At 65.7% G+C, this 19,252-nt stretch carries 17 protein-coding genes and 1 riboswitch; of the genes, 5 read left to right on the plus strand and 12 right to left on the minus strand.

Going from position 1 to position 19,252, the window contains the following annotated elements:
- Nucleotide 1: 1 nt before the first annotated feature.
- From pgl to AC3YMN_RS15115, 3 genes are read right to left on the minus strand one after another with little or no spacing between them, the layout of a single operon-like run.
- On the minus strand, nt 2-715 hold the full coding sequence (gene pgl / locus AC3YMN_RS15105; protein ID WP_489890629.1) for a 6-phosphogluconolactonase: 714 nt from the start codon (nt 713-715) through the stop codon (nt 2-4).
- On the minus strand, nt 699-2,180 hold the full coding sequence (zwf, locus tag AC3YMN_RS15110) for a glucose-6-phosphate dehydrogenase (RefSeq protein WP_127752155.1): 1,482 nt from the start codon (nt 2,178-2,180) through the stop codon (nt 699-701). The genes pgl and zwf overlap by 17 nt, the downstream gene beginning before the upstream one ends.
- A gap of 3 nt (nt 2,181-2,183) precedes the next feature.
- A complete protein-coding gene (locus AC3YMN_RS15115) occupies nt 2,184-3,140 on the minus strand; it encodes a glucosamine kinase nucleotide-binding domain-containing protein (RefSeq protein WP_489890630.1) in 957 nt (318 codons plus the stop codon).
- A gap of 210 nt (nt 3,141-3,350) precedes the next feature.
- On the opposite strand from AC3YMN_RS15115, the gene cobU reads away from it, so the two are divergent.
- The gene (gene cobU / locus AC3YMN_RS15120; protein WP_489890631.1) at nt 3,351-3,878 is read left to right on the plus strand and encodes a bifunctional adenosylcobinamide kinase/adenosylcobinamide-phosphate guanylyltransferase; all 528 of its coding nucleotides are present in this window, start codon (nt 3,351-3,353) and stop codon (nt 3,876-3,878) included.
- Between the two features lie 7 nt (nt 3,879-3,885).
- Here cobU and cbiB read toward each other — a convergent pair whose 3' ends face one another.
- The 3 genes from cbiB to AC3YMN_RS15135 are packed head-to-tail and all read right to left on the minus strand — an operon-like array spanning nt 3,886 to nt 7,606.
- Nucleotides 3,886-4,854, minus strand: a complete 969-nt coding sequence (gene cbiB / locus AC3YMN_RS15125) for an adenosylcobinamide-phosphate synthase CbiB (RefSeq protein ID WP_489890632.1) — start codon at nt 4,852-4,854, stop codon at nt 3,886-3,888.
- Entirely contained in the window at nt 4,851-6,317 is a 1,467-nt protein-coding gene (locus AC3YMN_RS15130) for a cobyric acid synthase (protein ID WP_489890633.1), read from the minus strand. Before AC3YMN_RS15130 ends, cbiB begins: the two co-directional genes overlap by 4 nt.
- Entirely contained in the window at nt 6,314-7,606 is a 1,293-nt protein-coding gene (locus AC3YMN_RS15135) for a cobyrinic acid a,c-diamide synthase CobB (protein WP_489890634.1), read from the minus strand. The genes AC3YMN_RS15130 and AC3YMN_RS15135 overlap by 4 nt, the downstream gene beginning before the upstream one ends.
- 77 nt (nt 7,607-7,683) lie before the next feature.
- Here AC3YMN_RS15135 and AC3YMN_RS15140 point away from each other — a divergent pair, with 77 nt between their 5' ends.
- Nucleotides 7,684-8,439, plus strand: coding sequence for a cobalt-precorrin-6A reductase (locus AC3YMN_RS15140; RefSeq protein WP_489890635.1), 756 nt, complete (start codon nt 7,684-7,686; stop codon nt 8,437-8,439).
- Here AC3YMN_RS15140 and AC3YMN_RS15145 read toward each other — a convergent pair.
- Entirely contained in the window at nt 8,379-8,858 is a 480-nt protein-coding gene (locus tag AC3YMN_RS15145) for a cobalamin biosynthesis protein (RefSeq protein ID WP_489890636.1), read from the minus strand. The genes AC3YMN_RS15140 and AC3YMN_RS15145 overlap by 61 nt on opposite strands.
- Before the next feature lie 316 nt (nt 8,859-9,174).
- Here AC3YMN_RS15145 and AC3YMN_RS15150 point away from each other — a divergent pair, with 316 nt between their 5' ends.
- The 3 genes from AC3YMN_RS15150 to AC3YMN_RS15160 all read left to right on the plus strand — a co-directional run bounded on the left by AC3YMN_RS15150 (nt 9,175) and on the right by AC3YMN_RS15160 (nt 11,546).
- Nucleotides 9,175-9,882, plus strand: coding sequence for a DUF8692 domain-containing protein (locus tag AC3YMN_RS15150; RefSeq protein WP_489890637.1), 708 nt, complete (start codon nt 9,175-9,177; stop codon nt 9,880-9,882).
- Nucleotides 9,883-10,194: 312 nt separating this feature from the next.
- The gene (locus tag AC3YMN_RS15155) at nt 10,195-11,082 is read left to right on the plus strand and encodes a cation diffusion facilitator family transporter (RefSeq protein WP_489890638.1); all 888 of its coding nucleotides are present in this window, start codon (nt 10,195-10,197) and stop codon (nt 11,080-11,082) included.
- Nucleotides 11,082-11,546: a hypothetical protein gene (locus AC3YMN_RS15160; protein WP_489890639.1), complete on the plus strand. Its 465-nt coding sequence runs from the start codon at nt 11,082-11,084 to the stop codon at nt 11,544-11,546. Before AC3YMN_RS15155 ends, AC3YMN_RS15160 begins: the two co-directional genes overlap by 1 nt.
- Here AC3YMN_RS15160 and cobO read toward each other — a convergent pair.
- The 5 genes from cobO to AC3YMN_RS15185 form a co-directional block, all read right to left on the minus strand.
- On the minus strand, nt 11,543-12,151 hold the full coding sequence (cobO, locus tag AC3YMN_RS15165) for a cob(I)yrinic acid a,c-diamide adenosyltransferase (RefSeq protein WP_489890718.1): 609 nt from the start codon (nt 12,149-12,151) through the stop codon (nt 11,543-11,545). The two genes, AC3YMN_RS15160 and cobO, sit on opposite strands and share 4 nt — an antisense overlap.
- 38 nt (nt 12,152-12,189) lie before the next feature.
- A complete protein-coding gene (gene cobN, locus AC3YMN_RS15170; protein ID WP_489890640.1) occupies nt 12,190-16,725 on the minus strand; it encodes a cobaltochelatase subunit CobN in 4,536 nt (1,511 codons plus the stop codon).
- A 199-nt stretch (nt 16,726-16,924) separates the two neighbouring features.
- Nucleotides 16,925-17,983: a cobalamin biosynthesis protein CobW gene (gene cobW / locus AC3YMN_RS15175; protein WP_489890641.1), complete on the minus strand. Its 1,059-nt coding sequence runs from the start codon at nt 17,981-17,983 to the stop codon at nt 16,925-16,927.
- Entirely contained in the window at nt 17,980-18,723 is a 744-nt protein-coding gene (locus AC3YMN_RS15180) for a CbtA family protein (protein ID WP_489890642.1), read from the minus strand. Before AC3YMN_RS15180 ends, cobW begins: the two co-directional genes overlap by 4 nt.
- 24 nt (nt 18,724-18,747) lie before the next feature.
- Nucleotides 18,748-18,930 carry a CbtB domain-containing protein gene (locus AC3YMN_RS15185; RefSeq protein WP_172122555.1) on the minus strand — a complete coding sequence of 61 codons (183 nt, stop codon included), beginning with the start codon at nt 18,928-18,930 and terminating at the stop codon, nt 18,748-18,750.
- 37 nt (nt 18,931-18,967) lie between these two features.
- Nucleotides 18,968-19,185, minus strand: a riboswitch (cobalamin riboswitch).
- Between the last annotated feature and the right edge of the window lie 67 nt (nt 19,186-19,252).

Genomic DNA, 19,252 nt, shown 5'->3' on the forward strand with positions numbered 1-19,252 from the left:
ACTATGGGCACCAGTATACAGTTAACGGATGGCCGGAGCGCAGCACGGCGCGAATGGGCATGTCCTCGACCGGACCGTCGCCCAGCGCCGCGTCCAGAACGGCGGCCTTTTCTTCCCCCTCGATATGGAGGTAGAGCCCATCCGTTTCCAGAAGACGCGGAAGGGTAAAAGTGATGCGGGGCTCACCCGCACCAGGCGCCCGGATGGCGATGGTTGGTCCCGGCGCGCTCAGCGCCTCGGCTAGGGTATCGCCCCCGGGAAAGAAGGAAGCGGTATGCCCGTCGCTGCCCATGCCGAGGACCACGGCCGCAAAGGGGCGCGGCAGCGCTTCCAGTTGGGCGTTGGTGCGCTCTACAGCTGCATTGTCGGGTGCATCGCCACCGGAATAAAGGGGCAAGAACCGCGCTACCGCGGCCGGGCCCTGCAGCATGCGCTCGTTGACCAGCAGCGCATTGGAGCGATCGTTGGTTTCATCGACCCAGCGCTCATCGACGAGGGTGACCACCACCTTTTCCCAGTCGATGTCCTTGAACTTGCCCAGGGCCTGGAAAAAGCGGGCGGGCGTCGAGCCGCCGCTCACGGCAATGGCTGCACTGCCCCGCTCGGCGATGGCCGCGCGGATACGATCCGCAACGGCTTCTGCCAGTTCTTTGGCGAGGGTAGGCTTGTCGGCAAAGGTGCGGCGGTCGAGCATGGTCTTAGTGATCTTCCTCATACCAGGTCCGGCCATCACGCTCGATCAGCGCAATGGCACCCGACGGGCCCCAGGTTCCGGCGGTGTAAGGCTGGGGCGGCTCACTCGAATTGTCCCAGGCCTCGCGGATCGGATCGACCCATTTCCAGGCCGCTTCCAGCTCGTCGCGGCGCATGAACAAGGTCTGGTTGCCGCGGATCACGTCCAGCAGCAGCCGCTCATAGGCCTCCGGCGTGCGCTCGGTGAAGGTCTGGGCAAAGCTCAGATTGAGCGGGACTTCGCGCAGGCGCATGCCGCCCGGCCCGGGATCCTTGATCATCATCATCAGCTTGACGCCCTCATCGGGCTGCAGGCGGATTATTAGCTTGTTGGCCTTGGGCGCGCCTTCGGCGTGATCGAAGATGGAGTGCGGGATGGCGCGGAACTGAATGCAGATTTCCGAGACGCGCTGGGCCATGCGCTTGCCCGTGCGCAGATAGAACGGCACGCCCGACCAACGCCAATTACCAATTTCGGCCTTGAGCGCCACAAAGGTTTCGGTGCGCGAACCCTTCTTTTCGCCCGGAAGTTCTTCCTGGTAGCCCTTGACCGAAGTGCCTTCCGAAGACACCGCGCGATATTGCCCGCGCACGGTCATGCGCGCTACATCCCCCGCAGTAATCGGCTTGAGCGAGCGCAGCACTTTAAGCTTTTCATCGCGCAGCGCATTGGCGTCGTCCGAGGCTGGCGGCTCCATCGCCACAAGACAGAGCAGTTGCAGCATGTGGTTCTGAATCATGTCGCGCAGGGCGCCACTCTCGTCGTAATAGCCGCGCGTTCCCGCGCCGACCGATTCCGAAACGGTAAGCTGGACATGGTCGATATGGGCCGAGTTCCAGACCGGCTCAAACAAGGTGTTGGCAAAGCGCAGCGCCAGCAGGTTCTGCACCGTTTCTTTGCCCAGATAATGGTCGATGCGATAAACCTGATCTTCTTCGAAGATCTTGGCCACGCCATCATTGATTTCCATAGAGGATGCGAGATCGTGGCCAAGCGGCTTTTCGATCACGACGCGGGCGTCGCGCCGGTAATAGCCCTTCTTCGACAAATATTCGGCTATCGGCTCGAACAGGTCGGGTGCCACCGCCAGGTAGAAGGCGCGCACGATCTCGGGATCGTCCCGCAACGCGCCGTCCAGGTCGGCCCAGTTCGCCGGGTCGCTCACATCATTGGCGACGTAGGAGAAGATCGACACAAAGCGGTCGATCGTTGCCTCATCGTGATATTCCTGCTCGACAAACTCCGTGACCGCATTCCGGGCAAGGGTCTGGAACTCGGCATCGGACAAGGGAGAGCGTGAAACGCCGATGATGCGAGACCGCTCGTCGAACTGCCCATCCTTGAACCGATGATAAAGGGCCGGGATCAGCTTGCGCTTGGTCAGGTCACCAGTGGCCCCAAAAACCACGTAGTCGAAGGGTTGGACCGGAATAATGCGGCTGGACACGAGCTATAGTCCCTTGTTGGCGGCAGAAGCGAAGTTTTGCTTGGCGAGGATAACTGCGCCATGCAGCGGTTCAAACTGCGGCAGCGCGACGAAATTGCCATAACGTTCACGCAGGATGGGGAAGATGCGCTGCCCAAAGCCACCGACCACCGCCATCACCTTGGCGTTGCGGGCCTGGAACCAGCGCACATAGGCATCCACATAGCCCAGTTGTACGGTCATCATCTTTTGGGCAACCGGGTCGCCAGCATCAAAGTATTCCATCAGCAGCGGGATCAGCTTGCCAAATTCTGCCGGAGCTCGCCCGATCAAGGCATCATCGCACCCTTCCGATCCGTCGCGGCTGATGATCTTGACGTCGAGATCGACCGCAAAGGACCAGCTCATGACCGCCTGATTGTCGCCGCCCAAGGCGGCAAGCACTGCGTCAGTGAGAGGCGAAGCTTCGGCCAGCCCGTCGCTGGCTTCGACAGCATAGCGCACCAGTTCACGCCCAAGGATCGCGCCCGACATCTGGTCCCCGATCTGGAACCCCCAGCCGCCGCATTGGAAGCGCTGCCCCTCGACCACGGCCAGAGCCGCAGACCCCGTGCCGACAATGATCACCCCGCCATCATTGCCAGCAAGGGCGCCGGCATGGGCAATGTCGATGTCGTCATAGACCTGGACCCCGGCAAAGGGCCAGGGCCGTGCGGCGAACGCGGCGCGCGCCGTATCCATGCGCCCGCCCGCCATGCCAAAGCAGGCATACGTGTCGGCGGTTTCCGCATAACCGAGACCAGCGGCGGCAAACACATCGCGGGTGCCCTCGCTGATGGCCTTGTAGGCAGGGTCACCGCCGTCGATCTGCAGGTTGGAGCGCCCGTTCTTGACCTCGGCAAGCGTTTGGAGATTTTCGTCAGCCAAGCGGATGCGGCAATTGGTGCCGCCGCCGTCAACGCCAAGATAAAACCGGGGCACGCGGGTCAACTCCGTTGGAAAGTCCGGGATGGTAAAGGCTTGTTTCGGCGCGGACCATAGTGCGAAAGCTGCTAAGACGAAAGTAGAATAAGCACCGGATCTCCAGTGTGGGGCAAGCTCGCTTGCACAGCCAAATCGGCGTAATACCAAGGATCAAAGTGGGGCCGACGTTGAACCGGCCCTCGCGGCCAAAAACACAAAGGTGCGATGATGCAGCGGCATGTGCTGGTTCTGGGAGGGGCGCGCTCTGGCAAGACGGCATTTGCCGAGCGGCTGGCGATTCGCTCAGGCGGCAGCCCAGCCTATCTTGCCACGGCGCAGGCGCTGGACAGCGAGATGCGCGAGCGGGTCGCGACCCACCAGCGCGGCCGCGGCGGACGCTTCACCACCATCGAGGAGCCGCTGGCGCTCAGCCAGACGCTGCTGCGCGCTGGCGACAACCATGATGTGGTGCTGGTGGATTGCCTAACCCTCTGGATCACCAATCTGCTCGTCGCCAATTCCGATGTGGCCACGGCGGTAGAGGAACTCGTCGACGGGCTGGCGAAAATGGAGAAGACCCGCGTCATCCTCGTTAGCAACGAGGTGGGCTTGGGCATTGTGCCGGATAATGCGATGGCCCGGACGTTCCGGGACCTCGCGGGCGCCGCCCATCAGCGCCTCGCCGATATCTGCGAGGATGTGTACTTCGTAATTGCCGGATTGCCGATGACGCTCAAGGGCGCCACGGACGACTGATTTACGGCTAGTCGACCAGCCATCCCAGGAGCAGCAGGACGATGCAGGCCGCCAGCAGCACATTAAGAGTTGCCCGGTAGAGCACCAGCGCCCGTGTAATGTCATTGGCGTCGAGGTCGCGCTTGCCCGACCCGAGTAGCGGCAGATCCACCATTTCGCCGCCATAGGCGCGAGGACCGCCCAGGGCGAAGCCAAGCGCGCCGGCGAAAGCGGTTTCGGGCCAGCCGGAATTGGGTGAGGCGTGCTTGCGGGCGTCGCGGCGGATAGTGGCCCAGGCAGCGCTAGGAGAGGCCCCCGGTACGAGCATGCAGGCGATCACGATGAGAAGGGCGCTCAGACGCGCGGGCACCCAGTTGACGAGGTCGTCCAGCTTAGCGGCGGCCCAGCCGTACCAGCGATAGCGTTGGCTGAGATGGCCGATCATGGAATCGGCGGTGTTGATCGCCTTGTAAAGCGCAATGCCCGGCAAGCCAGCTAGCAGGAGCCAGAACACGGGCGCGATGACACCGTCAGAGGTGCTTTCCGCCAGGGTTTCGACGGTGGCGCGAGAGACCCCTGCCCCGTCGAGTTGTTCGGGGTCGCGGCCGACGATGTGGCTGACCGCTTCGCGCCCTGCCGGCAGCGAGCGGTCGAGGTCTAAAGCCACCCCGTTGACGGCGCGGCCGAGTTCTTTTTGGGCCAGAAATGGAGTTGCAAGCAGTGCTTCAGCCAACCAGCCATAGGGCAGCGCGCCCAAAAACAGGTGCAGCGGCAGAGTGATAGCGAGGGTCACCAGCAATAGCACGCCGAGGCCAAACACCCCGGCGCGGCGCTGTCCGGCGGGGGAAACGCGATCGCGGTCGACCCGGTGGTCGAGCCAGGCAATCAGCTTGCCGAACCAAATTACGGGGTGGCCGACCGTGCGGAGAAAAAAGTCGGGGTAGCCGAGCCAGCGTTCGAGCAGGAGCGCGATGGGGGCGATGAGGAGGTTGGTCACGGCCGCGCAGTCCGGGCCAGGGCGAGGATGGCGTCGAGGTCGAGGTGGTGCTCGAGATGGGCGGCGAGGTCGTCGAGGGTTTGCTCGACCCCGGCTTCATAGTCGAGATCGGGGGTAGCGACGGCGCCGAGAAAGGCGCGGCGGAAGGGATCGGAGGCGAAGAGGCCGTGCAGATAGGTGCCGATGATTCGCCCATCCGGGCTGATGGCGCCTTCCGGCTGGCCGGCAACTTCGGCGAAAGGGCGAGCTGTATCAAGGCCTTGGGTGACGCCCATATGCATGTGGTAGCCGCTGATGGGCTGGCCGCTGGCGGGGTGGATGGCTTGCTCGAGACGCAGTTGCTTGGTGGGGGATAAGATGGTCGCGACCTCGAGGAGGCCCAAGCCTTCGCTGGTGCCGGGGGTGCCTTCGATGCCGTCGGGATCGGCGATGGATTGGCCCAGCATCTGGTAGCCGCCGCAGATCCCGAGAATGCGGCCGCCGGCGCGGTGATGGGCTTTTATGTCGATGCCCCAGCCATTTAGCTTGAGGGCGGCGAGGTCGGAACGGGTGGCTTTGGAGCCGGGGAGGATCACAAGGTCGGCTTGGCGCGGAATGGGTTGGCCGGGCTGGACGAGGATGAGCTCGACGCCGGGTTCGGCGCGCAGGGGATCGAGGTCATCGAAGTTGGCGATGCGCGGCAGGCGGGGGACGGCGATGGTGAATCTGCCTGCCCTGGCAATGGGTTGGCTGACTTCGAGCGCCAGCACGTCTTCGGCGGGAAGGCGGTGGGCGGCGGGGAAATGGGGGATAGGGCCCAGGCATGGGACGCCGGTTTTGTCGGCGAGAAAGCGCTTGGCGCCGTCGAAAAGGGTGGGATCGCCGTGGAATTTGTTGATCATGGTGGCGGCGATCAGCGCGCGGTCTTCGGGATCGATTACGGCAAAAGTGCCGACCAGTGCCGCAATTACGCCACCACGATGAACGTCACCTAACAGAATTGTCAGGATGGATGTGGCCCGGGCAAAACCCCAATTGGCGATGTCGTTGGCGCGCAGGTTGACTTCGGAGGCGCTCCCCGCCCCTTCCACCAGAACGAGGTCACTGTCAGCGGCCAATTCGCGATAGGCGGCGAGCACTTCTGGGAGGAGTTCGGCGCGGCGCCTAAAATATTCGCGCGCGGCCATGGACTGGCGGCGCTGGCCACGCACCACCAGCTGCGCGCCAGTTTCCCCTTCCGGCTTGAGCAGCACCGGGTTCATGGCGGTGAGCGGGTCGCGGCGGCAGGCGCGGGCCTGCAGTGCCTGGGCGCGCCCGATCTCGCCGCCATCGGCGGTGACCGCGGCATTGTTGGACATGTTTTGCGGCTTGAAGGGCGCGACACGCAGCCCGCGATTGGTGTAGGCGCGGCAGAGGCCGGCCACGATCAGCGACTTGCCAACATCGGAGCCGGTGCCCATGACCATGAGGGCGCGGGCGCTCATGGGGCGGCATCCACGACATGGGCATAAGAGCCCATCACCCGACCGATCACCGCACCCATAGGCGGCAAGTTAACCCCGCGCGCGTCAGCTGCGATAAAAAGGGGCGGCAGGCGCGACTGCTTGGCGGAGGAATAGTGAAATTCGTGACCGTGCAGATTGGGAGGAAAGGGCAAGGCGCCGGTGTGGCGCAGGCGCCGATAGCCGAGAATGCGCTTGGGGCGATCGATGCGGGTCGTAACGGGCAAGAGGCCGGCCATGGCGTGTTCCTTGCCCGCTTTGTCCACCAAAGCGTCGCCCAGAACCATGAAGCCCCCGCATTCGCCATAGATCAGCGCATTGCGGTCGCGAGCGGCAAGCAGGCCGGCTTTGAACCGCGCCGCGGCGGCAAGGGCGGGACCATGGAGTTCGGGATAACCGCCGGGCAAGAACACGGCGTCAGCCCCCGGCGCGGGCGGCTCGTTGGCCAGCGGGGAAAAGAACAGCAGTTCGGCCCCCTGCTCGCGCCAGCCATCCAGCAGGTGCGGATAAAGAAAGGCGAACGCCGCGTCGCGCGCAATGGCGATGCGCTGACCCAGCGGGGGCAGCGCGGTGCTCCCGCCATCGGCTGCGGCGAGGGGCGCGCCGAGTGCCTGGAGCCGATCGAGATCGAGATAGTCGCCCATGCTGGTGGCGGCGGTTTGGAGGAAATCGGCGATACCCTCGATCTCGCCGGGCAGGACAAGCCCGAGGTGGCGCTCGGGGAGCGCCAATTCGGTGTTGCGCGGAATGGCGCCAAGACAGGGGATGCCGGTGGGCAGCAGCGCTTCAAGCAGCATGCGCTCATGCTTGGCGGAAGCGACGCGATTGAGAATGATGCCCGCGATGCGCACGCCGGATCGCCAATGGGCAAAGCCGGCGACCAGGGGCGCAACGGACTGGCTTTGCTTGTCGGCATCGACCACCAGCACCACGGGCAGGTCCAACATCTGGGCAAGATCGGCAGTGGAGCCCCAGCCATCGGCGCCGGCGTCAAACAAGCCCATGACCCCTTCAACGATCAGGAGGTCGGCGCCGGTGGACTGAACGCCCGCGAGATGGCGCAGGCGAGCCGGCGTCATGGACCAGGGATCGAGATTGACCGCGTCGCGGCCGGCGGCGCGACCAAGAAAAGTGGGGTCGATATAATCGGGACCAACCTTGGCGGGGGCCACGACCGTGCCACGCGCCCGAAAGGCGGCGAGCAGGCCAAGGGTGATGACCGTCTTGCCAGAACCCGAGCGGGGGGCCGCAACCACAAAGCCCCGGCTCACGCCGCACCACCTTGCCGCAGGGCTGCGGCGGGAAAGCGGCAGGGATTGCCTTGAGGCGCGCGGGCGGAGCCGCCACAATGGCGGGGAGCGAACAAGCAGATGGCGAACAGATGAATATCCTGGTGCTGGGCGGAACGGGGGAGGCACGCAAGCTGGCCGAGCGGCTGGTGGCGCTCGGGCACCAAGTGACGACTTCGTTGGCTGGACGTACGCAGGACCCGATGGTTCCGGCGGGACAATTGCGGATTGGCTCGTTGGGCGGGGCTGAGGGCCTCGCGGCCTTTCTCCAGGCGAGCGGGTTTGATTGGCTGATCGATGCGACCCATCCCTATGCTGCCGGAATGTCGGCCAATGCGGTTGCCGCGGCAAACGGCGCTGGCGTCCCGCTGTTGCGGCTGGTGCGGCCAGCCTGGCGGGAGCCGCCCGAGGCGCCCTGGACCCATGTGCCCGACCTGGCCGCCGCGGCCGCGGCCATCCCTGCGGGCGCCAAAGTGCTGCTGACCACCGGACATGGTGGGCTCGAGGCCTTTCTCCGCCGCCGGGATTGCCGGTTTGTGGTGCGCTTGATCGAGCCGCCGGCAAAGCCACTGCCGCCGCATGCCGAAATAATTCTGTCGCGCCCACCCTACCGACTTGAAGGGGAACTGGCGCTGCTGGAGCGGGAAGCAATCACACATCTGGTCAGCAAGAACTCCGGCGGCGCACAAACCGCCGACAAGCTCGAGGCGGCGCGCCAGCGCAGGACTAATGTGATCATGGTCGCGCGTCCAGCTTATCCGCCGGCGCGCGAGGTCGCCGATGTGGAGGCCTGCGTGGCGGCATTGGCTGGCTGAGGCGCGGGCTGGCCGAAGCGATCGAGCTGCCAACTGGGGCGGCACAAAGCGAGCGCGCAGGTGACGCGAGCGGTTTGCCGCTTGGGCAGCAGCAGCGTGCCGGCGGCAAGGGCACAGGCTTCGGCAATGGAGGGGAGCCCGGTATGGCGCTCAACCACGCTTGATGGAGTGGGGACGGCTGCCCGTAGGGCGTGACCATCAAGCAGGCGGAGGGGAACGCCGAGCCCGTCTGCGGCAGCAAGCAACGCCGGATCCCCGGCCTTGCGGGCATGGCTGGCAAGGGCCACCAATGTGGCCAATGGCATGCCGGCTTCCTCGAGGCATTGCCCGACAAGGGCGATGATCTCCTGTGGATCGGTTAGGCGGCGCGAGCCAATTCCGGCCAATACCCGGGCCGGCTCGGCTGGAATGGTATGCACAGTGCCCTGCCCCATGGCGATGTGGTTGCTCCCGTGTGCAGCATGAGGCTCGATGCCGCTTGCCCTGCGGCTTGTAAGCGCCCGAGCCGATAGGGGCAATCAATGCGGCGGAATGCGGCGCCGGTAGGACCGGGCGAATAGCTCTTAGAGTTGAGATGCCAGGCCGGGGGCGCCCCTTGCGGCGGCTCTGAAGGGGGTTGCTAGGCCATTTGGATTAGGTACTCGGCCGGAGCGGTTATACGCGCCATGACGGGTAGATCGTCCGGCAGCCGGGGTCAATTATGACAGTCCAATGACACTGGGCCGGGGCGAAGCGATGACCGAGATAACAGAGGAGCACGCCCGCAGGCTGGACGCCGCGCGGCCGGTTGTCCGCCCTATCCTCGTGCCGCTGCTGATCTGGGCGGTGCTGATCGGTGCTGCCGTGGTGCAGCATGGGCTGGGACTGGACGGGGAGGATAGGATCTGGCTGCTCGACCTCGATGTGGAGCGCAGCGTTTACACCTGGTTTTCCCAGCTGCTGCTGGCGGGCGCAGGCCTGATGCTGCTCGATACCGGGGCCAGGGTTTATCGCCGGGAGCGGCTGATCGGGGCGCAGTGGACGCTGCTGGGTGTGGTGTTTTTCGGGCTATCGGCCGACGAGGCGCTGAGCGTTCATGAGTTGCTGTCGGCGCCGGTAGGTTCGAGCCTTGGCACATCGGGGTTCCTGACCTTCGCCTGGGTGCTACCGGTGGCGGCGCTGTGCCTACTGGGGTTGGTGGCCTTTATTCGCTTTTTGCGGGCGCTGCCGGGACGTGCGCGCGCGACCATGCTGCTGGCGGCAGCGTTGTTTATCGGCGGCGCCATCGGCATGGAGCTGATCGGGGGCAAGCTTTATTCGGATGCCACGGGGGATGTGACCGCCGCCTCCTATCGCCTCGCGGCGATCATCGAGGAAGCACTGGAGGGCTTGGGGGTGCTGGTGTTTATCCACAGCATCGGGCTTTACCGCGCCGAGCGGCGGATCAGTCCACCAGTGGGATGAGCCTGGGGGCGTGGCGCCCGCAGCCTGACGGCCCATTGCTGTAGCTGCTGCCACTTCAGGATGGATCCCGGCTCAAGGTCGGGACGACACTTGTGGGTAGGGCGGCTCTTGAGGCCAGTGCGAGCGTTGCGCTCGCGGGCGATGAGCCTGGACGTGCCGGTCCTGCAGGCAAAAACAGCCGCTTTCCCACAGGGGCCTTGCAGATGAAAAGCAGTTGCAAAGACAATCATTGTTGCGCTGGCCGGAACGGGCTATCAGGCCGCCCTCCCCGTTTGCCGCAGGCGCAACAAGGAGGCCGGACGGATCGAGGCCATGCAAAGAACCCTTCACATCGCTGCTGCAAGCCTGCTGGTTGGGCTGGTGGTGCTTGGCATCAAGTTCCTCGCCTGGTGGCTCACCGGGTCGGTGGCGCTGTTTTCCGACGCGTTGGAATCCATCGTCAATGTGGTGACGGCCCTCACAGCATTGATCGCGGTGCGGCTGGCCCAACGGCCGGCCGATGCCGCCCTGCCCTATGGCTATGGCAAGGCCGAGTATTTTTCGGCGGTGATCGTAGGCGTGATGATCATCGTGGCCGCGATCCTGATCCTGCGCGAGGCATGGGTCGGGTTTTTCCACCCCCGGCTGCCCGATGCGCCCTGGCAGGGATTGCTGCTGGCGGCGGTGGCCACGGTGATCAACCTCGTTTGGGCGGGCGTATTGCTGCGCCATGGCCGCGCGGAAGGCTCGCCGGCGCTTGAAGCCGATGGCAAGCATCTGTTGACCGATGTCGTGTCCACAATCGGGGTGCTGGTGGGGCTGGGCCTGGCGGTGATGACCGGCTGGGCGCTGCTCGACCCGATCCTCGCGGCGCTGGTCGCGGTCAACATCCTGTGGTCGGGCTGGGGCGTGGTGCGCGCGAGCGTGGGGGGCCTCATGGATGTCGCCGTGCCGGCCGAAACGCAGAAAACCATTCGCGAGGTGATCGCGACCAATGCCACCGGCGCCATCGAGGCCCATGATATCCGCACGCGGCAGGCCGGGCGCATGGTGTTTATAGATTTTCACCTGGTGGTGCCCGGCGCGCTCAGCGTCGATGAAGCGCACCGGATTTGCGACGGGATCGAAAGCAAGCTGCGCGAAGCGGTCAAGGATGCACAGATCACGATTCACGTGGAGCCGGAAAACAAGGCCAAGCATGCCGGGATCGTGGTGCTGTAATGCGGCTGCTGGCCATGTTGGGCCTGATGCTGCTGGCGGCGCCCGCTTGGGGGCAAGAGGCGCTGCGTTACGAGAACACGCGGTTCGGCTTTGCACTGGAGGTGCCGGCCGGGTTTGTCGCGGGCGAAGGCGATGAGGCGGAGCAGAGTTTCGAGCTGGCAGGCGAAGCGGTGAGCTTGCACGCCTGGGGCGAGCCGATGCGCGGCCCGTTTGCGGGAACGGTGGCGCGGATCGGGCGTGAGCTGGAACGCAGCGGCTGGCGGGCGGGGGAGCAAATGGTGACGCCCGACTGGGCGAGTTTTTCGGCCGTGAAAGGCTCGCGGATGCGGTTTGGCCGCACCATCCTTTTGTGCGACCGGCGAAGCACCGCAAGCTGGCAGATCGAAATCTCGGCGGCGCAATTCGGCGAAATGCGCCCGGTGCTGGACCGGCTCGGGCGCTCGCTGCGGAAGGTGGGCTGCTAAAACTCGATGCCGGCCTGGGCTTTCACCCCGGCGCGGAAATGGTGCTTGATCTCGGTCATTTCGGTGACGAGATCGGCGATTTCGATCAGTTCATCCTTGGCATTGCGGCCGGTGACGATGACATGCTTGTCGGTGGGCTTGTTGCGCAGGAACTCGACCACCTCCTCGATCGGGAGATAGTCGTAGCGCAGGCAGATATTGAGCTCGTCGAGGAGGACGAGCTTGTAGCTGGGGTCAAGGATCAGCGCCTTGGCCTGCTCCCAGGCCTTGCGCGCGGCAGCAAGGTCGCGCTGGCGATCGGCAACGTCCCAGGTGAAACCCTCGCCCATGGCATTGATGGTGACCTGATCGGGGAATTTGTCGAGCACGGTGCGCTCGCCGGTGTTCCAGACGCCCTTGACGAACTGCACGACGCCCACGCGCATGCCATTGCCCAGCGCGCGGAACACCATGCCGAAAGCGGCGGTGGATTTGCCCTTGCCCTTGCCGGTGTGGACGATGAGGAGGCCCTTTTCCGCGGTCTTGGTGGCAAGGATCTTGTTGCGGGCCTCCTTTTTCTTGCGCATTTTTTCGGCGTGGTAGGCGTCGCGCTCGGCCTCGCTCATCCCGTCGGTCTTCTTGAGCGGCTTGGCGGGCTGGTCGGTCATGGCGCGGTCTCCAGATAGGCAAAGGCCGAGTTGGAGCGCGGGGTCCAAAAACCGCGCTCGCGGGCCTCGTTGAATTTCTTGAGCAATTCGGCATAGCCGAAGGGATTGGCGGTGGCGAGGAAGTCGCGCGTGGCGTCGTCCTCGATGAAGGCCTCGAAGGCGAGGTCGAAATGGTGGGTCTGCACGGCGCCGGTCGTGGCGGCGAAGGCGAACATGAAATCCACCGTGGCGATGATCTCGAAGGCGCCGCGATAGCCGTGGCGCTTGACCCCGGCAATCCATTTCGGGTTGACGACGCGCGAGCGCATGACGTGGCTGATTTCCTCGCCGAGGGTCCGGATCAGCGGGCGTTCGGGGCGGGAATGATCGTTGTGATAGGCGGCGGGCTGGTGGCCACTCAGCGTTTCGGCGGCGGCGGCAAGGCCACCCTCGAACTGGTAGTAGTTGTCGGAATCGAGCAGGTCGTGCTCGCGATTGTCCTGGTTGTGGATCACCGCGTCCACGGCAGCGAGGCGCGCAGCGAAACCGTCGCGCTGCGGGGTGCCGACTGATTTGGCGCCATAGGCATAGTGGCCCCAATCAAGGACCCGGGCGGCGAGCTCGGCCTTGTTTTGCCAGGTGCCGGCATCGATGAGGGCGCCGAGGCCGGCGCCATAGGTGCCGGGGCGCGAGCCAAAGATGCGGTGGCCGGCGGCAAGGAACGCCTCGGCTTCGCTTTGCCCCTGCGCCATCAGCCCCAGCGCCTCGGCGCGCATGCGCGCGGCGACGGGGTTGTCCTCGGTGGGTTCATCGAGGGCTCCCACAGCACGGACCGCCCGATCAAAGAGGGTGATCTGGGCGGGGAAAGCATCGCGGAAAAAGCCCGAGATGCGCAGGGTGACATCGACGCGCGGACGACCGAGCCTGGCGAGCGGGATGATCTCGTAACCCGAAACGCGCAGCGAGCCGGGATCCCAGACCGGTTTGACGCCGATGAGCGCCATGGCTTGGGCGAGGTCGTCGCCGCCGGTGCGCATATTGGCGGTGCCCCAGACCGAGATGGCGGCGGCCTGCAGATAGGTGCCGGTATCCTGGAAATGGCGCAGGATCAGGTTTTCCGCCGATTTGCGGCCCAGCTCCCAGGCGGTGGGCGTGGGCACGGCGCGGGTATCGACCGAAAAGAAATTGCGCCCGGTGGGCAGCACATCGAGACGCCCGCGCGAAGGTGCGCCCGAAGGGCCCGGGCGAACAGACTTGCCGTCGAGTCCATCGAGCAGCGCGGCCATTTCGGCGGGGCCCGAAGCGCGCAGGCGCGGGCGGATGACGGCTTCGACGGTTTCGAGCACGGCGGCGGTTTGGGTCCAGCCGGGCTCGGGCGCGCGGCCGGAGACGAGTTCGGCGGCGAGGTGTTCGAGTTGTTCGACGATGTCGCCAACGGTGCGGTGACGGAGCGGAGGGACCCCCTCCCCGGCCCTCCCCTCAAGGGGGAGGCAGGCCAATGCAGATAGATCCGGGCCGGCCCAGGGGTCGCCCAATTTGGCGGTCAGGGGGTCGAAACCGAGCTTGAGGTCATCGGCGAGGGCGCGGATGAGGGAGCGCTCGCCCGGGGCGTCGCCACGCGGGACGCGGGCCAGGGCGACGATGAGATCGCGTTCGAGCTCGGCCGTCGGCGACTGGCCAAAGACGTGCAGGCCATCGCGGATCTGGGCTTCCTTGAGGTCGCAAAGGAAATTGTCGATCTTGAGCAGGGCCGCGGTTTCGTCCTCCGGCAGGCCGATATCGCGGTCGAGCCGGCTGTCGCGGGTGAAATCAAGGATGCGGCGGCGCAGATCGGCAAGGCGGCGCCGGTCCATGCCCGAAGCGGCATAATATTCATCGAGCAGCGCTTCGAGGTCCTTGAGGGGGCCATAGGTTTCCGCGCGCGTGAGCGGGGGAATGAGGTGATCGATGATGACCGCCCCGGTGCGCCGCTTGGCCTGCGTGCCCTCGCCGGGATCGTTGACGATGAAGGGGTAGAGATGGGGCAGCCCGCCCCAAAGCGCATCGGGATAGCTCGCCGCGTCGAGCGCGGTGGATTTGCCGGGTAGCCATTCCAGCGTGCCATGCTTGCCGTTGTGGATCAGCGCCTGGGCGCCCCAGTCATGCCGCAGCCAGAGATAGGCAGCGAGATAGGCATGGGGCGGGGGGAGATAAGGGTCGTGATAGCTCTGGGTTTCATCGAGCCCATAACCGCGGCCCGGCTGCAGCAGGATGGTGACATTGCCGAAGACGAGCGCCGGGAGATGGAAAGTGTCGTCGCGCACGAACGGGTCGGTGGCGGGATCACCCCAGCGGGCGGTGACCTCGGTTTGGATCGCTTGGGGCAGCGCGGCGAAGAGCTCGCGATAGCGGGCGAGCGAGAGCGTGGCGGCGGATGAGCCGCGCTGCGGGTTGGCGTTGGTGGGGCCGGACTGAAGGGCGGCGATGAGCTCGGCTGAGGATTTTGGGTAGGTTGCGGGTTCAGCACCCCCACCCCAACCCCTCCCCTCAAGGGGGAGGGGCCTCAGGCCAGTGGCCGGCGCAGCAACTGTGACGAACGCGACCGGTTCCCCTCCCCCTTGAGGGGAGGGGTCAGGGGTGGGGGTGCTGAGGCCCGCCAGATGCTGCGACGTTACTGCCCACACACCGTCCAGATTGCTGGAGACATCATGGTTGGTGAAGCGCAGCACACGATAACCAGCCTGGTTCAGGAACCGGTCGCGGGCGGCATCGTAACGCTTGGCCGCGTCGGTGCCATGCGTATCGCCATCCAGTTCGATCACCAATTTGGCGCGGTGTGAGGCGAAATCAGCGAAATAAGAGCCGATGGGAACCTGGCGGCGAAAATGCTGATCGGGAAAGCTTTCGCGCAGCATGCGCCAAAGCACGCGCTCGGGCGGTGGAGAAGTGGAGCGGAGCTGGCGGGCGCGATCGGTGTTTTTGAGCGGGCGAGCCAGGCGAGCGTTGGCGTGGCCGGGTCCGCCGGACCAAGAGGATAAGCCTGAACCCCCACCCCTGCCCCCTCCCCTCAAGGGGGAGGGGGAGAGGGCCGGTGGTTGGTTGGAAAGCGTGTACCCGGCCGCATCTAGCGCCTTGAGGATTGCCACCGTCGACTCCGGGGCGTCGTAGCCGACGCCGTTGGCGAGGCGGCCGTCGCGGAGGGGGTAGTTGGCGAGGATGAGGGCGAGTTTGCGCTCAGGCCGGGGGGTGGCGCGCAGGCGGGCCCAGTTGCGGGCGAGCTGGACGGCGCGCCCGATGCCGGAATGGTCGGGAGCATAGGCGCTGAGCGGGCATTGGGTGCTGGTGTGCCAGACGGCATCGGCTTTGTGGCCGACGAGGAGGCCGCCGATGCGGCCATCGAGTTCGGGCATGACGAGGAACATCGCCATGTCCTTGGATGACAGACCCTGCGGGTCGGCCTGCCATTGCGTTTCCGAGCGGCCGGACTGGATCAACTGGATGACGGGGGCATCGGTGCCGCTGAAGGGGTCGGACTTGGTGTCGTCGGGGTCCAGCGCGAGGGCAAAGCCGGTCAGGTTGAAGATGGCGGCGGGCGGGAAGCTCTCGAGCACATTCTGCACGAAGCGCACGCAGGCGGCTTCCTTGAGCGAGGACACGAGGATCGGGACCGGCAGCAGGCCTTGGTTCTCGATCTCGGCAACAAGGGCCTGCAGGGTGGCGGTGCCGGCGCCTTCGAGCGCGGCGCGGTAGAAGAGGATGGGGATGTGGGGGGCCGTTACAGCAGGAGCCGAATGACCCCCACCCTCGGTCCCTCCCCTCAAGGGGGAGGGAGGCGAAAGCTCGAGATGCCGGTGCCTTAGGCCGGTTTCGTCGGTGATGCCGGTGGCGGGGTGCCAGAGGGAGAAGCGGGCGAAGGGCTGGGGCTGGAGTGAACTTAAAACTCCGTTCCCTCGGGTCGCGCCGGCACGCATTTCGTGACCCTCAGCCGCCGGGTGGTCTGGCCGAAGCTCGTGGTTCGGCTGAGGGGCCTGCACCCCCACCCCAACCCCTCCCCTCAAGGGGGAGGGGCTTCGGGACGGTGCCAATGGACACGGAAGCGCAAGAGCATGGAAGGCTTCAAGGATCGCGTCAGCATTGGCGGGGCCACCGGCGATGAGGAGGGCGTGGAGGCGGGTCCAGTCTTCGGGGTGGAGCGTGGAGCGCGCTTGCAGGATGGGGTCGGGATTGGCGTCGCCGGGCAGCAGGGCAAGGGGGATCTTGCGGTTGGCGCAGAGGGCGGTGATCTCATCGACGCCATACTGGAAATAGGCGGCGCCGCCGATGAGGCGCAGGACGATGAGGCGGGCGTGACGGACGGTCTGCTCGAGCCAGAGATCGACGGACAGATTGTTGGAAAGGCGCAGCGTGTTGGCGAGGCGCAGTTCGGTTTCCCCCGCGCGATCGGCCGCGGCGGCGAGCATGGCGAGTTCGCTATCGGCCGAGGAGGCGAAGATGAAGGCGCCAGGGGTTTGGGCGAGATCGATGGCCTCGCCTTCCTGCTGGATGGCACCGGCCTGGGCGGAAAGGAGGTGCATGGTCAGGCTCCCACGAAGACCGGATTGGCGGAAGCGCCTGCACCCCCACCCCGACCCCTCCCCTCAAGGGGGAGGGGCTTTGGGCTGGTGGGTTGGGCTAGATCGTGCCCAAGGCGCAATGCGGCCCCCTCCCCCTTGGGAGGAGGGCTGGGGCGGGGGTGCAGACCTGTCCCGGTGCGTGGAGCCATTCTCTTGGAACTTATGCCGCCACGGGTTCGGCGCGGCGCAGGCTTTGGGTGATGGCGGCGTGGTCGAGCGGGGATTGGCCGATGACGACGAGCGCGGTCTGCCTGGCTTCGCCGGGTGCCCAGGGGCGGTCGAAATAGGCGGTGATGCGAGGGCCGACGGCCTGGACGGCGAGGCGCGCAGCGGCGCCAGGGACAGCGGCAAAGCCCTTGAGGCGCAGCACGTCATGGGTGCGGATCGTGTCCTCGATGATGGCGAGCAGCTCGTCCTTGCCGGCGATGGCGGGGAGCTGGAGCGAAAAGCTGTCGAAATCGTCGTGCTCGTGCCCTTCGCCCTCGTGCTCGAGTTCGTGGTGGCTGGGGCGGTTGGCGATGTCGTCTTCCGAAGCCATGCCAAGGCCCAGAAGCGCCGCGATATCGACATGGCCATTGGCGGCGCGAACAATGCCGACGCCGGGGCGCAGCTCGGCGCGGATGTTCTGCTCGACTTTTTCGAGGGTGGCGGGATCCACCAGATCGGTCTTGTTGATGATGACCATGTCGGCGGCGGCCAGCTGATCCTCGAAGAGCTCGCCCAAGGGCGTTTCGTGGTCGAGCATTTCGTCGAGGCGGCGCTGCCGGTCGACGGCGGCTTCATCGGCGGCAAAGCGGCCCTCGGCAAGAGCGGCGGCATCGGCGACGGTCACGACGCCATCGACGGTCACCTGCGCCTTGATCTCGGGCCAGTTGAAGGCGCGGATCAGGGGCTGGGGCAGGGCGAGGCCCGAGGTTTCGATGACGATGTGATCGAATTTTTCAGGGCGATTCAGCAGTGCCTGCATGGTCGGGATGAACTCGTCGGCCACGGTGCAGCAGATGCAGCCATTGGACAGCTCGACCATGTCCTCTTCACGGCAGGTCTCGTCGCCGCAGCCGGCCAGGATGTCCTTGTCGACGCCGAGATCGCCGAATTCATTGATGATGAGGGCGATGCGCTTGCCCCTGGGGGCATGGGCGAGGAGGTGACGCACAAGGGTGGTCTTGCCCGCGCCCAGAAAGCCGGTGATGACGGTGGTAGGAATCTTGGTGGTCATGCGGGAGCTCCGATGGGGTGGGAAGCCTCGCGGCGGGCGAGGCGATCATTGGCGAGGCCAAAGACGACACCCAGCACCAGCCAGAACACGGCTGAAGTGCCGATGGTGGCGGCGGCAAAGGCGGTGGCGAGATGGGCGGGAACGGCGCTTGGCTCTTCGGGAGCCGCGGGGGCGCCCACGATGTGCGGCGCGAGGACGAGTGCGAGCGCCACGGCAATGGCCCAGCCCGCCCGGGTCTTGGCGAGGAGCAGGCAGGCGGCGCCGGTGGCAAGGGCCGTCGCGACCCACCAGAGCTGGCGGGCGCCCAGATCGGCGGCGGGGATGCCGGGCAGTTCGGGCGGCAGGCCAAAGGCGGGCGCGAGGGTGAAGCTGGCAAAGCCGGCCAGGCTCCACAGCAGAGCATTACCGGCCGTGTTGGGAATATTGGCGAGGAGGCCTACGGCGCCGATCACGAGGGCAAAGCCAGCGGCGGCGAGCAGATTGGCGAGCACGGTATAGAGGGTGCGCTCAAGACCATCCTGGGGCGCCCATTCGTCGGCGCCATGATCATGGGCCGGGGTGCCGGGGGCGTGGGTATGCTCGGCCGGAGTGGCCTCCTCACCATGGGAATGGCCACCCTCCCCTTCAAAGCTTTCGGCATGCAGGATCAGCGGGGTGACGCGGAAATGCTGGATCGTAGATGCCACAAGGGCAGCACAAAGGGCTGCGACCAGCGCAGCAAAAAACAGATTGCGGAACATTTTTGGTCGTCTCTCGTGCCCGCCCTAGTGGCAGGGAAAGCCCATGGCGTGGCGGGTGTCATGGGCGCCGTTGTGCAGGCGATAATCGCCGGCAAAGCCGGTGCCGACCAGGAGGGTCAGCCCAAGCAGGAGCGCGAGCGAGCCGGCGACAAGACGCTGGGACAACGAAAGAGACTGAAGGCCAGTCGAAACCGTGGTGGTATTCATGCGGCACCCTCCGTGCGCGGAACGAAAAAGAGCTTACAAGCTCGTTGCTGTGCCGGCAGGTCTCCTGGCTTGCGGTGAATAGAGCGCCTCCCGCCTTCCCGGCAGCTTGGCTGCCAGTGGCATAAGGAGAGGAGCGCACCGCTTACAGTTGCGGGGGCAGCCACGGTTTTGGCCCCTGATGGGTAATCCGCACCGTGTTCCCTTTTGATCCCCGCGCCACAACGGGCTTGGGGAACCGACACAGGCTGTGTTCTCGCATGGCGGGCCGGAGGGGTCAATCGCGGCGTGGCGCTTGCCGGACGGGCGATCGCGGCATTATCGT

The organism is Devosia sp. Z11_6, from assembly GCF_058133665.1.

Bases quoted from the DNA above. Each gene is read 5' to 3' on its own strand.
- cobU (WP_489890631.1), top strand. From the start codon at position 3,351: ATGCAGCGGCATGTGCTGGTTCTGGGAGGGGCGCGCTCTGGCAAGACG.
- pgl (WP_489890629.1), bottom strand. From the start codon at position 715: ATGAGGAAGATCACTAAGACCATGCTCGACCGCCGCACCTTTGCCGAC.
- cobN (WP_489890640.1), bottom strand. From the start codon at position 16,725: ATGCACCTCCTTTCCGCCCAGGCCGGTGCCATCCAGCAGGAAGGCGAG.
- AC3YMN_RS15155 (WP_489890638.1), top strand. From the start codon at position 10,195: ATGCAAAGAACCCTTCACATCGCTGCTGCAAGCCTGCTGGTTGGGCTG.
- AC3YMN_RS15185 (WP_172122555.1), bottom strand. From the start codon at position 18,930: ATGAATACCACCACGGTTTCGACTGGCCTTCAGTCTCTTTCGTTGTCC.
- AC3YMN_RS15130 (WP_489890633.1), bottom strand. From the start codon at position 6,317: ATGAGCGCCCGCGCCCTCATGGTCATGGGCACCGGCTCCGATGTTGGC.
- AC3YMN_RS15160 (WP_489890639.1), top strand. From the start codon at position 11,082: ATGCGGCTGCTGGCCATGTTGGGCCTGATGCTGCTGGCGGCGCCCGCT.
- cobW (WP_489890641.1), bottom strand. From the start codon at position 17,983: ATGACCACCAAGATTCCTACCACCGTCATCACCGGCTTTCTGGGCGCG.
- AC3YMN_RS15150 (WP_489890637.1), top strand. From the start codon at position 9,175: ATGACCGAGATAACAGAGGAGCACGCCCGCAGGCTGGACGCCGCGCGG.
- cobO (WP_489890718.1), bottom strand. From the start codon at position 12,151: ATGAGCGAGGCCGAGCGCGACGCCTACCACGCCGAAAAAATGCGCAAG.
- AC3YMN_RS15180 (WP_489890642.1), bottom strand. From the start codon at position 18,723: ATGTTCCGCAATCTGTTTTTTGCTGCGCTGGTCGCAGCCCTTTGTGCT.
- AC3YMN_RS15140 (WP_489890635.1), top strand. From the start codon at position 7,684: ATGGCGGGGAGCGAACAAGCAGATGGCGAACAGATGAATATCCTGGTG.